A 14,782-nucleotide genomic window follows, 5' to 3' on the forward strand; every position below is an offset into this window, starting at 1 on the left:
GAGGCACCCGAGTATCATCCCGCGCGCCACCCACCCATTAGGAGACACGCCCTAGTGGTCCAGCTGTAGTCGTCGCCAACTCCCCAGGGTCAGCAGAGTCGCGAGCACCGGCCACCACAGGGCGATCGGCAGCGCGGCCGGGTTCGTCGCAGCTGGTGCCATCGCCCAGAGCGCTGGCACTGCAGGGGGGAACCACTCCCCGGCTCCGGAGAGCACCAAGATCTGAGCGCTCGCGACCAGGACGACGGTTGCCGCGATGCCGCCGAGTGGGCCGCGGGTGAGCGTTGCGATCCATGCCGCGGGGACGGCCATGAGCGCGGTGAGGGGCGTGAGAGCCGCCAACCGCCACAGTGCGCCGAGTTCCGCAGGCCCGAGCGTCCCGAACCCGGCGACGAGGCCGACCAGTGGGAGCGCAGCCGCGAGGAGCACCGAGGCGGCCAGAGCCCATGCCAGGTAGGCGGTGAGTTTCGCTCCCGCAATCGTGGTGCGGCGCACCGGCAAGGCGTAGAGGCCGGCGATCGTGCCGTCGGTGAACTCACGACCGTAGGCCCAGCTGGCGACGACACCGCAGGCGAGGAACCCGCCGGCGGAGGTCACTTGGGTCGCGGCGGAGAGATAGCCGGCCCATCCGCCCTGTGCGGCGAGTGGACCGAGCTTCGCAACCAGATCGGGTGACCCGCCGGCCGCGGCCAGCACCACCGAACTGGCGATCGCGGCCGCACCGACGACGACCATGGCTGCGGTCACCATGGGGAGTCGCGCAGAGAGGAATTTGCGAATCTCGATGCCCAGCGCCGCACCGAGCCCGGCAGGCCGGTTCATGCCGTGTCCCCGTCGCGGGCTCGCTCGCGATCGTCGTCCAGGACCATGCTGAAGAACGCGTGTTCGAGGTTCGGTTCGGTGGGATCGAGCGTGCCGACGAGGCGGCCGGCGTTCATGACTGTGATCCGATCGGCGATCCGGGCCACTTCATCCAGGTGGTGGCTCGAGATCAGCACCGCTGCCCCGGCGTGGGCCCGCTCGAGCAGGAGGTCGCGCAGCAGCAGGGTGCCCCTCGGATCCAACGCGTTCGTCGGCTCATCGAGGACCAGATAGTCGGGCCGATGCTGCAACGCGATCGCGAGCCCGAGTCGTTGACGATTCCCCAGTGACAGCGTGCGCGCCGGTGACCCGGAGTAGCGGGCGAGGTCCAGTGCGTCGATTCCGTAGCCGACGACGGCGTCCCGGTCCCGGCGGGGGATGCCGCGGAGCGCCGCCGCGGCGGCGAGGTTGCCGCGCACGGTCAACTCGCCATAGACGAGCGGAGCCTCGACGGCTTGCCCGAACCGCGACCACGCCCCCGGGCTGACGCGCTTCGAATCGGTGCCGGCGATACGGATCACCCCGCGCTCCGGACGCAGCATGCCGAGCAACAGCTTCATCAGTGTCGACTTCCCCGCACCGTTCAACCCGATCAGGGCATGCACTTCTCCGGGTTCGATCGTCATCACGAGATCCCGGACGCCGGCACCTCCTCGATATGAGCGCGTCACCCATTCCAGCGCCATCCCCTCGCTCAACGCGGGCCCCCCGCCACAACCTCGAACGCTTGCGCGAGCAGAGCTTCAAGGGTCTCACCATCGTCGGCGGCCCAGGCCAGCAGCGCCTGGGTGACCGCCGCCAGCACCGCGGCGGTGGCCATCCGCGCGACCGGCTCGGGCGTCCCATCCAGAACCAGCTGCTCGACGATCCCGTCCTCGGTGCGCTGCATGTTCGCCCACATGCCGGCCCTGAGCGACCGGGTGGAGCTCACGACCCGTACCCGGCGCCGCACCAGTTCGGCGTCGGGGAACGACATCGCCGACCATGCCTGGCGAAGCCCTTCGACCACTCGGCGCACCGGCGGGAGATCCAGCGGCTGAGCGGCAACCGCCCGAACGATCATCGGATCATACGGGTCATCGAACAGCACACCCTCCTTCGTGCCGAAGTGGCGAAAGAACGTCATCTCCGAGACGCCCGCCCTTGCGGCGATCAGCGCCGCCGTCGTCTGCTCGTACCCGCGCACCTCGAACAACTCGACCGCCGCCTCGGTCAGCCGCGCCCGCGTCGACGTCGCTCGCCCTGGTCTCGTGTCATCACCCACGTCACCAATGTTAGTCACTAACATAACCCGCGTGGCAGGCGTTGCGGCTGGCGCAACCTCGGCTCGCCGGCTGCTTCTCGCGTGTCGGTGCTCGGTGGCAGGCTGGTGGTGAACCCGGGCGGCATCGACCAGGAGGCATCCATGTGCGGCAGATTCGTGGTCTCGCAGAAGGTCGACGACCTCACGGCGGTGTTCGACGCCGAGAACGACTTCGACGACTGGCAGCCGAGCTTCAGCCTCGCGCCGACCGATACGGTGCCAATCGTCCGCGAACGCGCCGATCGCGAGACGGGCGAGTTCGTGCGGCGGCTCGAGCCGGCCGTGTGGAACTTCCACCCGTCGTTCATGAAAGATGCGAAGCGCCCGCAGTTCAACACCCGCATCGAGACGGTCGCCACCAACGGGTTGTGGAAGGGCGCGTTCGCCCAGGGCCGATGCATCGTGCCGATGCGCGGCTACTTCGAGTGGACGGGCGAGCCCGGCAAGAAGCACGCCCACTACCTGCACGGCGAGGGCGACGTGCTCGCGGCGGCCGGCATCTCGACCGCGCGCAAGCTGCCCGACGGCGAGTGGCAGGTGTCGACCTCGATCATCACGAGAGAGGCGCGCGACGCCTCGGGCGAGATCCACGACCGCATGCCGGTGTACCTGCCGCTCGACGAGATCGAGCGGTACCTCGACCCGGTGAAGCTCGACGCGGGCGGAATGCAGGCGATGGTCGACTTCCTGATCGAGGCGTCCGACCGCGTCGCGCCGACGATCACCGAGTACGAGGTCGACCCGCGCGTGAACAACCACCGCGCGATCGACCCCGGCGACCCCACGCTCATCGACCCGCTGTCCTCCGAGGTCTGAGCGACCTCGCCAGGCGAGCAGCGAGCCACGAAGGAGCCCGCCTGTCGAGACCCAGATCCGATCTCGCTGCGCTCCTGCGTCGCCGCTCGACCACGGGCCCGTGCCTACTCGACCGGCGCCGCCCCGAGCAGCGGATCGTCCTCGCGCCAGGTCGGGTCGTCGAGGTACCTGATGTTGCCCATGTGCGCGAGGATCAGCGTGCTCACGCGGGTCACGTCTCGCTGCGCGATCGCGTCGTAGAGCGCCTGGTGCTCTGCCGCGACCCGGTCGAGGTCCTCGTGCTGCACGAGCAACCACCGGATCCGGCTGCGCAGCAGCCCGTCGATCTCGAACAGCAGGTCGTTGCCCGCGATCGCCGTCACGGTCTCGTGGAAGTCGGCCGCAGCGCGGCGGGCACGCGCCGCGTCGCCGGCGCGCGCCGCGTCGAGCTCGGTCTCGAGTGCCGCGCGCAGCCGCTCGAGGCCCTCGCGCGTGCGCCGGTTGGCCGCGAGCCGGAAGGCCAGCACCTCGAGCGCCGAGCGCACCTCGTTGAGGTCGGCGACATCGGCAGGGGTGAACTCCCGCACGACCGCCCAGGTGCGCGGGCGCGGGGTCACGAGCCCCTCGGCGACGAGCGTCTTCAGCGCCTCCCGCACGGGGACCCGGCTGACGCCGAGCTCCTCGGCGAGGTCGCGCTCGACGAGCTTCGATCCGGGCAGTCGCACGCCGTCGAGGATCTCGTCGCGGATCCGCCGGGTGACCCGCACGGACTCCGGTTCGAACACGTCGGGCGCACTCATGCGCACCATTGTTCCATCCGCGTCCGCTCGTGCCGCGGCACGACGGGGGCGTGATGCGCCGTCAGACGCGATCGTCGACTCCGGCCCAGCGGGCGTGCAGCGCACGCAGCTCGTCGGCGAACTCGGGCGCGGGGCCGGCGACGTCGATGCCCGGTGCGATCTCGCCGATCGGCAGCGCGGCAACGGGCCCGTCGGGCAGCCCCCACGACCGTCGCCACGCGACGAGCTGCTCGGTGCTGCCCGCGTAGACGATGCGGCCGAGGCCGACCCACGCGTGCGCGGCCGAGCACATGGGGCAGTGCTCCCCCGACGTGTAGACGGTGCTCGCCGCGCGCTCGGCGGGCGTCAGGTGCTCGGCGGCCCAGCGCGCGATCTCGAACTCGGGATGCCTCGTCTGGTCGCCGCCCGCGACGCGGTTGCGGTCCTCGAACAGCAGGCGGCCCTCAGCGTCGACGATGAGCGAGCCGAACGGCTCGTCGCCGGAGTCGAGCGCCTCGCGTGCGAGGTCGACGCAGCGTCGCAGGTGCGCCACGTCGGCCGTGGTGGGCGGTCGGGGGTCTCGTCGGGTCATCCGTTCGTCTCCTCTGCCTGGCAACCCGTCCCTCGCGGGCTCTGCCTCGCGAGCGTAGCGATCACGCGGAGAATGCGCGATCACGCGACGCTGCTGCAACCCGGGAACCGAACGTCTCCGAATCGCAGCGCCCTCCGAATCCCCTCGGCCGGTCGCGTCCGCGCGATCCTCCGCGCGCCCATGATGGTATACCGATTAGGGCAGCCCGCGACGATGCCGTCGAATCGGCGAACACCTCAGAGCCGGGGCATCCGTGCCACCATGGACTCGTGCAGCTCAGACTCGCCGTCGACGCCGACGTGCCCGCCATCTCCGAGACCCTCTCCCTCGCCTTCGCGGACGATCCCGCGTGGGGCCCGATCCTGCGACTCGCCGACGGCGACGCGACCGCGCTCGAGCGGTTCTGGGCGCCTTTCGTGCGCGGCGCGCTCCGGTACGAGACCGTGTGGGTCGTCGACGACGGTGCCGCCGTGGCGGTGTGGCTGCCGTCGGGCGGCGACGAGATGACGCGCGAGCAGCTCGCCGACGTGCAGGCCTTCGTCGACGAGCGCCTCGACGACGAACAGCGCCGCGCGTTCGCGGAGATCTGGGAGGCGTTCGAGCACCACCACCCGGCCGAACCCCCGCACATGTACCTCAGCCTGCTCGCGACGCACCCGTCGCGACGCGGCGAGGGCCTCGCCCAGCAGATGCTCGCCGAGAACCTGCGCGCGTTCGCCGCGCAGGGGCTGCCGGCCTACCTCGAGTCGACGAACCCCGCGAACAACCGGCGCTACGAGCGAGCGGGCTTCCGCGAGGTCGGCGCCTTCACGGCCCCGATCGGCGGAGGCCGCGTCGCGACGATGTGGTGCGAGCTTCCGGGCTGAGCCGAAGCGGTGCGACGGCGGCCTGGCGACGGCCGCGACTCGACGGCGTGACGCGATCGAGGCCGGGGATCCGCAAGGATCACCCGGCCCCGAGTCGACGACGTCGCGTCAGCGTGCCGTGCCGGCACCCGCATCGCCGGCCACGTCGTCGACGAGCGGCTCGAGCGCGTCGAGGCGCTCGGCGACCGGGCCGACGGCCGCAGCGAGCTTGGCGCCGGCCGATGCGACCGCGGCACCGACGGCCGCACCGTCGTGGTCGGCGGCGCGAGCAGCCGCACCGCCCGCGGCCGCGCCGCCGATGATCGAGCCGAGCAGCTCCTTGAGCCCCACGCCCATGGTCGAGCTCAGCATCGCGTCGACCTCGGTGATGCCCGAGACGGCGTTCTTCGCGAGCTGCGAGGCGCCGTCGGTCGAGACGACGGTGAGCTGGTCGATGTTCGACATCGGTGCGGCGAGCTCGCGGGCGATGAGCGGCAGGGCGTCGATGACGCGCATCTGCAGCAGCGCCTCGGACTGCTGGGCGACGGCCTCGGCCGCGGCCTTCGTCGCGGCGGCCTCTGCGGCACCCTTCGCCTGGATCGCGTCGGCCTCGGCGAGGCCCTCGGCCTTGAGCGCCTCGGCCGAGGCCGTGCGGGCGATGCGATCGGCGTCGGCGGCGATGCGCACGGCCTCGGCTGCGGCCTCGGCCTCGACCTTCACCTTGTAGGCCTGCGCGTCGGCGACGGCCTTGACCTCGGAGTCGAGCTCCGCGGCGCGCAGTGCGGCCTTCTTCTGCGCGGTGATCTCCTGCTGGGCGACGACCTCCTGCTGCGAGAGCGCCTCGGCCAGCGGGCGGGCGGCGGCGGCCTCGGCCATCGCCTTGTCGGTCTCGCGCTGCAGCGCCGCCTTGCGCTGGGCGAGCTCGGCCTCGCGCTCGGCGACGGTCTGCTCGGCGGCGATCACGGCTTCGCGCGCCTCGCGCTGTGCGACGGCCTCGGCGATCTCTGCCTGCTTGCGCACCTTCGCCTGCTCGGCACGGCCGAGGTCGTCGATGTAGCCGTTGGTGTCGGAGATGCCCTTGATCTCGAACGAGTCGACGTCGAGGCCCTGGTTGACGAGCGATTCGCGGGCGACGCCGAGCACCGCGGCAGAGAGCTCGTCGCGGCGGTTGATGATCGTGAGCACGTCGGTCGCACCGATCGAGGCGCGCAGCGAACCCGAGAGCACCTCCTGGGCGAACATGTCGATGTTCTTGTCCTGCCCGAGGAACCGCTGCGCGGCGGCACGGATCGACGCGGCCGAGTCACCGACCTTCACGATCGCGACGGCGTCGACGTGCACGGTGATGCCGTTGTTCGTCTGCGCCTCGGCGCGGATCTCGATCGCGCGCGAGCGTAGCGAGATCTTGTGCGCCTTCTGGAAGAAGGGCATGATCCACACGCCCTGGCCGTGCACGACGCGCTGCCCCGACTCCTCGGTGTCGACGCCGTCGACGACGCGGCGACGCGAGCGCTTGCCGGTGACGACGATGGCCTCGTCGGGCGAGACGTTGCGGTACAGCACCTTCGCCCAGATCCACAGGGCGATCACGACGATGACGGCAAGGATGACGATGCCGATGATCGGGGCGGCGGCGAAGAACTCGAGCATTGGGTCCTCTCGGGCGGGTTCGGGTCGGGGGCCTCGGGTGGCCCTGCTCAAGAATGGCGGCCTGCGCCCAGTGGCGCAATGGGCAGGCCTGCCCGTTCGCCGAGCTCGGGCGGCTCAGCCCGCAGTGACGGCCTTCGCGTAGTGGCGACGTGCCTTCTCACGGTTGCCGCAGCTCTCCATCGAGTGCCACCGCCGCGCGTTGCCGCGACTCGTGTCGATGAAGAAGTGCTGGCAGTCGGGCGCGGCGCACGGCCGGATGCGCGACCCCGACGGGGACTGCAGCGCCGCCCACTCACGGATGGCGGAACCGCCGATGCGGCGGCCCGCCTCGTCGCGGTCGCGCCAGACGAGCCCTCCCTCGGCGGCGAGCTCGGGCCGGCGGGTCATCGCCACGAGCCAGGGCTCGAGCGCATCCGGCGAGCGGGTGCCGCGCAGCACCGCGACGAGCGCGTCGCGCACCGCTCGGGCGTCGTCGAGGTCGGATGCCTCGGCGGGGACTCCGTGGGCACGCAGCCAAGCCGCCCCCCGCTCGTCGTCGAGTTCGTCGTCGACCCGATCGTCGTAGACGAGTCGCGAGTTGACGAGGTCGAGCAGCAGCCCTGCGGTGGCGACGGGCTCGGTCATGACGGCTCCTCGGGGTTCATCCGGTGTTCCCCAATTCTAACTTGCATGGAATAGCGATGGGGTTATAGCGTTGCATCCACACCAGAACTAACCGGATTGAAACTGCAATCCAGTTATACCGGAAGGAACCCAGGAGGACCCCATGTCGTACATCACCGTCGGAACCGAGAACTCGCAGAACATCGACCTGTACTACGAGGACCACGGGTCCGGGCAGCCGGTCGTGCTGATCCACGGCTACCCGCTCAGCGGCGCATCGTGGGAGAAGCAGTCGGCCGCGCTGCTCGAGGCCGGCTACCGCGTGATCACCTACGATCGGCGAGGCTTCGGCAAGTCCAGCCAGCCCACCACCGGCTACGACTACGACACGTTCGCCCACGACCTGAAGGCGGTGCTCGAGACGCTCGACCTGCGCGACGTCGTGCTCGTCGGCTTCTCGATGGGCACGGGCGAGCTCGGCCGTTACCTCGGTGCGTACGGCGGCGAGCGCATCGCGAAGGCCGCCTTCCTCGCCTCGCTCGAGCCGTTCCTGCTGCAGACCGACGACAACCCGGCCGGCGTTCCCGCCGAGGTCTTCGCCGGCATCGAGCAGGCGGCGAAGGCCGACCGCTACGCCTGGTTCGACGAGTTCTTCCAGAACTTCTACAACCTCGACGAGACGCTCGGCAGCCGCATCAGCGATGCGGCCGTCCGCGCGAGCTGGAACACGGCGGCGGGCGCCTCCTGGTACGCCTCGTCGGCGGTCGTGCAGTCCTGGCTCACCGACTTCCGCGACGACATCGCGAAGGTCGAGGTGCCGAGCCTCATCCTGCACGGCACCGCCGACCGCATCCTCCCGATCGACTCGACCGCCCGCGAGTTCGTGAAGCGACTCCCCGCTGCCGACTACGTCGAGATCGAGGGCGCGCCGCACGGGCTGCTCTGGACGCACGGCGACGAGGTCACCGAGGCGCTGCTCGCCTTCCTCGCGAAGTAGACCCGGCCGAGGGAACCATCCTCGAACGACGAAGAGCCCCCGCGACCGCGGGGGCTCTTCTGTTCGTGCGCGAGGGGGGACTTGAACCCCCACACCCTTGCGAGTACTGGCACCTGAAGCCAGCGCGTCTGCCAATTCCGCCACTCGCGCATGTGCGGTCGCACCGTAGTGCGTCCAGCCACGAGAGCCTAACACCTCGCGGCCGACAACTCCATTCGAGACGCCTCCGCACCCCTTCGACCCGCCCGGAGCAGAACCCTTGGCATCCGCTCCGAGTCGCGCACCGGCCTCGCGCCCGTCGGCCGGCCGGGAATAGCATCGGAACCCCGGGTACCGGCGCCCACCGACCGATGCGACGAAAGGAGCGCCCCGTGACCCATCTCCCCACCTCCACCCCCGACGAGCGATCCGAACGCGCGACCCGGCCCCGCGACATCCGCGGCTGGCTCTTCGACCTCGACGGCGTGCTCACCCCGACCGCGATCGTGCACATGCACGCGTGGTCGCGCCTCTTCACCCCCTACCTCGAGGCGCACGGCGCCGCGCCGTACACCGACGCCGACTACTTCGCGTACATCGACGGAAAGCCGCGCTACGACGGGGTGCGGAGCCTGCTCGAGAGCCGAGGCATCCACGTGCCCGAGGGCACACCCGCCGATCCCCCCGAGGCCGACACCGTGTGCGGGCTCGGCAACCGCAAGAACGCCGCCTTTAACGAGACGCTGGCCGACGAGGGCGTCGCGCCGTATCCGGCGAGCGTCGCCTTCCTCGACGCGGTGCAGGCGGCCGGATGCCTCGTAGCCGTCGTCTCCAGCTCGAAGAACGCGCCGTCCGTGCTCGAGGCGGCGGGCATCGCCGACCGCTTCGAGGTCGTCGTCGACGGTGCCGTCGCGGCCCGCGAGGGACTGCCCGGCAAGCCCGCCCCCGACACGTACGAGCGCGCCGCCGAGCTGCTCGGCCTGCCGACCACCGCGTGCGCCGTCGTCGAAGACGCCGAGTCGGGCGTGAAGTCGGGCGCGGCGGGCGGCTTCGGGCTCGTCGTCGGCGTCGACCGCGGGGTCGGTCGCGACGTGCTCGAGCGTCTCGGCGCCGATGTCGTGGTCGACGAGCTCGACGAGCTGATCCCCGATCTCGATCCGAACCGGAAGGACACCACATGAGGTTCGCCGACGACGACCCCCTGAACCGCAGCAGGTTCCCGGTCGACGAGTGGGCGCTCGTCGAGACCGAGTTCGGCGAGTCCGACATGGGCCGCACCGAGACCCTCTTCGCCGTGGGCAACGGCTACCTGGGCCTCCGCGGCAACGTCGAAGAGGGCCGCGACGGCCACATGCACGGCACGTTCGTGAACGGCTTCCACGAGACGTGGCCGATCCGCCACGCGGAGGAGGCGTTCGGCTTCGCGCGGGTCGGGCAGACGATCGTGAACGCGCCCGACGCGAAGATCATCCGGCTCTACGTCGACGACGAGCCGCTCGTGCTCACCGAGGCCGAGCTGCTCTCGTACGAGCGGCGACTCGATTTCCGCCTCGGCGCGCTGAGCCGGTCGATCGAGTGGCGAACGCCGGCCGGAAAGCGCGTGCTCATCACGAGCCGTCGCATGACGAGCTTCACCGACCGGCACCTCGCGGTCGTCGACTACGAGGTCGAACTGCTCGACGCCGACGCCGCCGTGACGATCTCGAGCCAGATCCTCAACCGCCAGGACGGCCGCGACGAGTACCGCTCTGGCGTCCAGCAGGAGGCGCAGACCCCCGGCGCCTTCGATCCGCGCAAGGCCGAGCAGTTCAACGACCGGGTGCTGCAGCCGCGCGTCAAGCGCACCGAGGGCGGCCGCTACATGCTCGGCTACCAGTGCACGAACTCGAGCATGACCCTCGCCGTGGGCGCCGAGCACGCGATCACGACCGACAACCCGTTCACCGAGAGCGGCACGATCGGCGACGACCTCGCGAAGCACGTGTACCGGGTGCAGGCGAAGCAGGGCATGCCGATCCGCATCACGAAGACGATCAGCTACCACACGGCGCGCAAGGTGCCCGCGCGCGAGCTCGCCGACCGCTGCGATCGCACGCTCGACCGGGCCGCCGAGATCGGCACGGGCGAGCTGTTCGCGCAGCAGCGGTCGTGGCTCGACGACTTCTGGGCCCGCTCCGACGTCGAGATCGCGGGCCGGCCGATGCTGCAGCAGGCGACGCGCTGGAACCTGTTCCAGCTCGCGCAGGCCACGGCGCGCACCGACGGCGGCGGGGTCGCGGCCAAGGGCGTGTCGGGCTCCGGCTACGGCGGGCACTACTTCTGGGACTCGGAGATCTACGTCCTGCCGTTCCTCACGTACACGGCGCCGATCGTCGCCCGCAACGTGCTGCGCTTCCGGCAGCGCATGCTCGACGCCGCGCGCGCCCGGGCGCTCGAGCTCAACCAGCGCGGAGCACTCTTCCCGTGGCGCACGATCAACGGCCTCGAGTCGAGCGCGTACTACGCGGCGGGCACGGCGCAGTACCACATCGACGCCGACATCGCCTTCGCCCTGTGCCAGTACGTCGCCGCGACCGGCGACGACGACTTCCTCGGCCGGGGCGCGATCGACGTCCTCGTCGAGACCGCCCGCATGTGGGAGGACCTCGGCTTCTGGCGGTCGAACGCCGACGACGTGTTCCACATCCACGGCGTCACCGGTCCCGACGAGTACACGACCGTCGTGAACGACAACCTCTACACGAACGTCATGGCGCGCGCGAACCTCGCGGCCGCGGCGGGCGCGGTCGACAACCTGCAGGTGAACGATGCGGCGGCCTACCACCGGCTCGTCGATCGACTCGGCGTCACGCCGGCCGAGGTCGCGAGCTGGCGGCGCGCGGCGGCGCACATGCACATCCCCTACGACGAGCAGCTCGGCATCCACCCGCAGGATTCGGCGTTCCTGCAGAAGGAGCTGTGGGACCTCGAGAACACGCCCGACGACCGGCGTCCGCTGCTGCTGCACTACCACCCCCTCGTCATCTACCGCTTCCAGGTGCTCAAGCAGGCCGACGTGGTGCTCGCCCTCTACCTGCAGGGCGACCGATTCACGGCCGAGGCGAAGCGCGCGAACTTCGAGTACTACGACCCGCTGACGACGGGCGACTCGACGCTGTCGGCGGTCGTGCAGTCGATCGTCGCGGCCGAGGTCGGCTACCACGAGCTCGCGATGCGGTACTTCCGATCGGCCCTGTTCGTCGACCTCGCCGACCTGCACCACAACGCGGCCGACGGCGTGCACGTCGCCTCGACGGGCGGCGTGTGGTCGGCGCTCGTCTCGGGCTTCGGCGGATTCCGCGACCACGGCGGCCGGTTCACGTTCGACCCGCGCCTGCCCGACGGCTGGACGGGGCTCACCTTCAGGGTCACCGTGCTCGGCACCCGCGTCCGCGTCGAGCTGACCCCCGAGCAGATCGCGTTCACGGTCGAAGCCGGCACCGCCGCGACGCTCTCGGTGCGCGGCGTCGAGGTGACGGTGACGGCGGACGCGCCGGTGTCGGTGCCGCTCGACGGCCAGGGGCCGCGGCTCTACGGCTCGCCGACGATGCAGGATGTCGCGGGCACGCGCCGGGCCGACGGTACCCTGCTCACGGCGTCCATCCCGACCCTGTCGCTCGACGCCGACGACATCGAAACCGTCATCCCGATCGACTGATCCGGGGTGTTTCCAGCCGCTCGCGCTAACATGACGCGAAGTCAGACACCGGAATCGGGAGACCTGTGGGCCTACTGGACAACTTCGAGAAAGGTCTCGAGCGCGCCGTGAACGGCGCGTTCGCGAAGACCTTCCGTTCGGGGCTGCAACCGGTCGAGATCACCTCGGCGCTCAAGCGCGAGATCGACACGAAGGCGGCCGTGGTCTCGCGCGACCGCGTGCTCGTGCCGAACAACTTCGTCGTGCGCATGTCGCCGACCGACCACGAGCACATGTCGGGGCTCGGTCCCGCACTCATCGACGAGCTGGTCGACCTCGTGCAGAAGCACGCGGCGAGCCAGCACTTCCAGTTCGCCGGCGGCATCACGATCGCGCTCCGGTCCGACGAGGGCCTCAGCGTCGGCATGGTGCAGGTGGACTCGCAGAACGTGAAGGGCCAGGTGGCCTGGACCCCGGTGCTCGACGTCAACGGCAAGCGCTACCCGATCATCAAGGGCCGCACGGTCATCGGCCGCGGCTCGGAGGCCGACGTCACCCTCGACGACTCGGGCGCTTCGCGCCGCCACGCCGAGGTCCAGTGGGACGGATCGCGCGCCCGCGTGCGCGACCTCGGCTCGACCAACGGCACCCAGCTCGACGGCGCCCCCGTGAAGGAGGCCATCCTGCCACCCGACTCCGTCATCACGATCGGGCGATCGCGCATCGTGTTCCGCGTGCTCGCCCAGGCCGCCGGCGGCGGCGAGCCGCCGTCGGCCACCCGTCGTCACGACATGGGCGGATTCTGGGGGCCGACCGTATGAGCGAACTGACCCTCCTCGTCCTCCAGCTCGCGTTCCTGCTGCTCCTGTGGGTGTTCATCTTCGCGATCGTGTACGCGCTGCGCAGCGACCTGTTCGGCCAGCGCGTGCGCAAGCTCCAGCCCGACGCGGCGGCCGCGTCCGCACCGACGGCGAGTTCGTTCCCGAGCTCGCCGGTCGCATCCGCGCCGGCCGCGGCGGCCGCGCCGACTGAGGCGGTCACGACGCCGCCGTCCGGCGGCAACGGCGAGCTCGCCTCGAGCGACAACGCGCGGCGCCTGATCATCACGAACGGCGCGAAGTCGGGCACCGAGTTCCCGCTCGGCACCGACGAGATCACGATCGGCCGGTCGAGCGACTCGGCGATCATCATCCGCGACGACTACACCTCGACCCACCATGCCCGGCTCATGCTGTGGAACGGCCGGTGGATGATCCAGGACCTCGACTCGACGAACGGCACCTTCCTCAACGGCTCCCGAGTGACCGTGCCCACGCCCATCCCGCTCGGAGCCACCGTCAAGGTCGGCGCGACGACGTTCGAGCTGCGGCGGTAACCGATGCCGGCGGTCAAGGCGAGCGCAGCGGTCTCGCATGTCGGGCGCATCCGCTCGAACAACCAGGACTCCGGCTACGCCGGACGCCGGTTGTTCCTCGTCGCCGACGGCATGGGCGGTCACGCGGGCGGCGATGTCGCGAGCGCGATCGCGACGCGGCGCATCGCCGACGCCGACCTCGACTACGACAGCGCCCCCGAGGCCGCCGCCGCGCTCGAGGGCGCCCTGATCGCGGCGAACCGCCGACTCGCCGAGACCGTCGCCGAGCACTCCGAGCTCACCGGCATGGGCACGACCGTGAGCGCCATGCTGCACCTGGGCGACCGCATCGTGATCTCGCACATCGGCGACTCGCGCATCTACCTGCTCCGTTCGGGCGAGCTCAGCCAGATCTCGACCGACCACACCTTCGTGCAGCGGCTCGTCGACGCCGGCCGCATCACGGCCGAAGAGGCGATGGTGCACCCCCGTCGTTCGGTGCTCATGCGCGTGCTCGGCGATGTCGAGGCGTCGCCCGAGATCGACCAGATGGTGCTCGACACCCGCGAGGGCGACCGTTGGATGCTCTGCTCCGACGGACTCTCGGGCGTCGTCGCGTTCGACGACATCCACGAGCTCATGTCCTCCGAGGCGGGCGCCAAGCCGGTCGCCGACCGACTCGTCAAGGCTGCGCTCGACGGCGGCGCACCCGACAACGTCACGGTGGTCGTGGTCGACATCGGCGAGCCCGCCGCCCCGGCGACGCCGCCGCTCATCGTCGGCTCCGCCGCCGCCCCGCTCGCGTTCGGCGCCGCCGCCGAGCCCGTGAAGCCCCGGGGCATCCGCCTGACGCCGTTCCGGCCGCACCCGGTGCAGGAGACGCACTTCGAGCCCGACTCGGCCGACTACTTCGACGAGCTGATCGAGGAGGACGAGCGCCGGCGGCGCCGCCGCCGCATCGTGTGGGGCGTGTGGATCACGCTCTTCGTCGCCGCGATCGTCGCGGCCGTCGTGCTCGGCTACCAGTGGACGCAGACGCGCTACTACGTCGGCGAGTCGAACGGCCGGGTGGCCATCTACCAGGGCATCCAGCAGAATCTCGGCCCCATCTCGTTGCACGAGCTGCACCGCGAGACCGAGATCGACGTGTCCGAGCTGCGCACGTACGACCAGCAGCGCGTCGAGCAGACCATCAGCGCGGGCTCGCTCGCCGAGGCATCCCAGATCGTGGAGCGATTGGAGGCGTCCCTTGACTGACCGCTCCGACCTGCCCACGCAGGGCGTCGTGACCGCCGGCGACGGCGGCACGCCCGCCAAGCCGACGACCCCGCCCAGCGGGGTCCGCAGA

15 protein-coding genes and 1 tRNA gene are annotated in these 14,782 nt (G+C 70.8%); 8 read left to right on the plus strand and 8 right to left on the minus strand.

Annotation, left to right across the window (positions count from 1 at the left end):
• Positions 1-51: 51 nt before the first annotated feature.
• The 3 genes from PX701_RS16975 to PX701_RS16985 all read right to left on the minus strand — a co-directional run bounded on the left by PX701_RS16975 (position 52) and on the right by PX701_RS16985 (position 2,125).
• The gene (locus PX701_RS16975) at positions 52-822 is read right to left on the minus strand and encodes an ABC transporter permease (protein ID WP_275506969.1); all 771 of its coding nucleotides are present in this window, start codon (positions 820-822) and stop codon (positions 52-54) included.
• A complete protein-coding gene (locus PX701_RS16980; protein ID WP_275506970.1) occupies positions 819-1,487 on the minus strand; it encodes an ABC transporter ATP-binding protein in 669 nt (222 codons plus the stop codon). Before PX701_RS16980 ends, PX701_RS16975 begins: the two co-directional genes overlap by 4 nt.
• 68 nt (positions 1,488-1,555) lie before the next feature.
• A complete protein-coding gene (locus PX701_RS16985; protein ID WP_275506971.1) occupies positions 1,556-2,125 on the minus strand; it encodes a TetR/AcrR family transcriptional regulator in 570 nt (189 codons plus the stop codon).
• Between the two features lie 81 nt (positions 2,126-2,206).
• Between PX701_RS16985 and PX701_RS16990 the strand changes: the two genes are divergently transcribed.
• Positions 2,207-2,980: an SOS response-associated peptidase gene (locus tag PX701_RS16990; RefSeq protein WP_275506972.1), complete on the plus strand. Its 774-nt coding sequence runs from the start codon at positions 2,207-2,209 to the stop codon at positions 2,978-2,980.
• A gap of 104 nt (positions 2,981-3,084) precedes the next feature.
• Here the strand turns inward: PX701_RS16990 and PX701_RS16995 are convergent, their stop codons facing one another.
• Complete coding sequence (locus PX701_RS16995; protein WP_231429209.1) at positions 3,085-3,759, minus strand: GntR family transcriptional regulator; 675 nt, start codon at positions 3,757-3,759, stop codon at positions 3,085-3,087.
• 61 nt (positions 3,760-3,820) lie between these two features.
• Positions 3,821-4,330, minus strand: a complete 510-nt coding sequence (locus PX701_RS17000) for a nucleoside deaminase (protein WP_275506973.1) — start codon at positions 4,328-4,330, stop codon at positions 3,821-3,823.
• 269 nt (positions 4,331-4,599) lie between these two features.
• Here PX701_RS17000 and PX701_RS17005 point away from each other — a divergent pair, with 269 nt between their 5' ends.
• Positions 4,600-5,196 carry a GNAT family N-acetyltransferase gene (locus PX701_RS17005; RefSeq protein ID WP_231429211.1) on the plus strand — a complete coding sequence of 199 codons (597 nt, stop codon included), beginning with the start codon at positions 4,600-4,602 and terminating at the stop codon, positions 5,194-5,196.
• Positions 5,197-5,304: 108 nt separating this feature from the next.
• Here PX701_RS17005 and PX701_RS17010 read toward each other — a convergent pair whose 3' ends face one another.
• Complete coding sequence (locus tag PX701_RS17010; protein ID WP_275506974.1) at positions 5,305-6,825, minus strand: SPFH domain-containing protein; 1,521 nt, start codon at positions 6,823-6,825, stop codon at positions 5,305-5,307.
• A gap of 114 nt (positions 6,826-6,939) precedes the next feature.
• A complete protein-coding gene (locus PX701_RS17015; RefSeq protein WP_275506975.1) occupies positions 6,940-7,449 on the minus strand; it encodes a CGNR zinc finger domain-containing protein in 510 nt (169 codons plus the stop codon).
• A gap of 142 nt (positions 7,450-7,591) precedes the next feature.
• Here PX701_RS17015 and PX701_RS17020 point away from each other — a divergent pair, with 142 nt between their 5' ends.
• Positions 7,592-8,425 carry an alpha/beta fold hydrolase gene (locus PX701_RS17020; protein ID WP_231429214.1) on the plus strand — a complete coding sequence of 278 codons (834 nt, stop codon included), beginning with the start codon at positions 7,592-7,594 and terminating at the stop codon, positions 8,423-8,425.
• A 66-nt stretch (positions 8,426-8,491) separates the two neighbouring features.
• Here PX701_RS17020 and PX701_RS17025 read toward each other — a convergent pair.
• A tRNA-Leu gene (locus PX701_RS17025) sits at positions 8,492-8,575 on the minus strand.
• A 221-nt stretch (positions 8,576-8,796) separates the two neighbouring features.
• Between PX701_RS17025 and PX701_RS17030 the strand changes: the two genes are divergently transcribed.
• From PX701_RS17030 to PX701_RS17050, 5 genes are all read left to right on the plus strand, one after another.
• Positions 8,797-9,585, plus strand: coding sequence for an HAD family hydrolase (locus PX701_RS17030; RefSeq protein ID WP_420831087.1), 789 nt, complete (start codon positions 8,797-8,799; stop codon positions 9,583-9,585).
• Entirely contained in the window at positions 9,582-12,101 is a 2,520-nt protein-coding gene (locus PX701_RS17035) for a glycoside hydrolase family 65 protein (RefSeq protein WP_275506976.1), read from the plus strand. The genes PX701_RS17030 and PX701_RS17035 overlap by 4 nt, the downstream gene beginning before the upstream one ends.
• A 65-nt stretch (positions 12,102-12,166) precedes the next feature.
• A complete protein-coding gene (locus PX701_RS17040; RefSeq protein WP_231429216.1) occupies positions 12,167-12,901 on the plus strand; it encodes an FhaA domain-containing protein in 735 nt (244 codons plus the stop codon).
• Complete coding sequence (locus tag PX701_RS17045) at positions 12,898-13,455, plus strand: FHA domain-containing protein FhaB/FipA (protein WP_231429217.1); 558 nt, start codon at positions 12,898-12,900, stop codon at positions 13,453-13,455. Before PX701_RS17040 ends, PX701_RS17045 begins: the two co-directional genes overlap by 4 nt.
• A gap of 3 nt (positions 13,456-13,458) precedes the next feature.
• Positions 13,459-14,691 (plus strand): PP2C family protein-serine/threonine phosphatase, encoded by a 1,233-nt coding sequence (locus tag PX701_RS17050; protein WP_231429218.1) that lies wholly within the window; start codon positions 13,459-13,461, stop codon positions 14,689-14,691.
• Positions 14,692-14,782: the final 91 nt, after the last annotated feature.

The sequence above is a fragment of the Agromyces chromiiresistens genome (genome assembly GCF_029167465.1).
In the GTDB taxonomy this organism is placed as follows: Bacteria; Actinomycetota; Actinomycetes; order Actinomycetales; family Microbacteriaceae; genus Agromyces; species Agromyces chromiiresistens.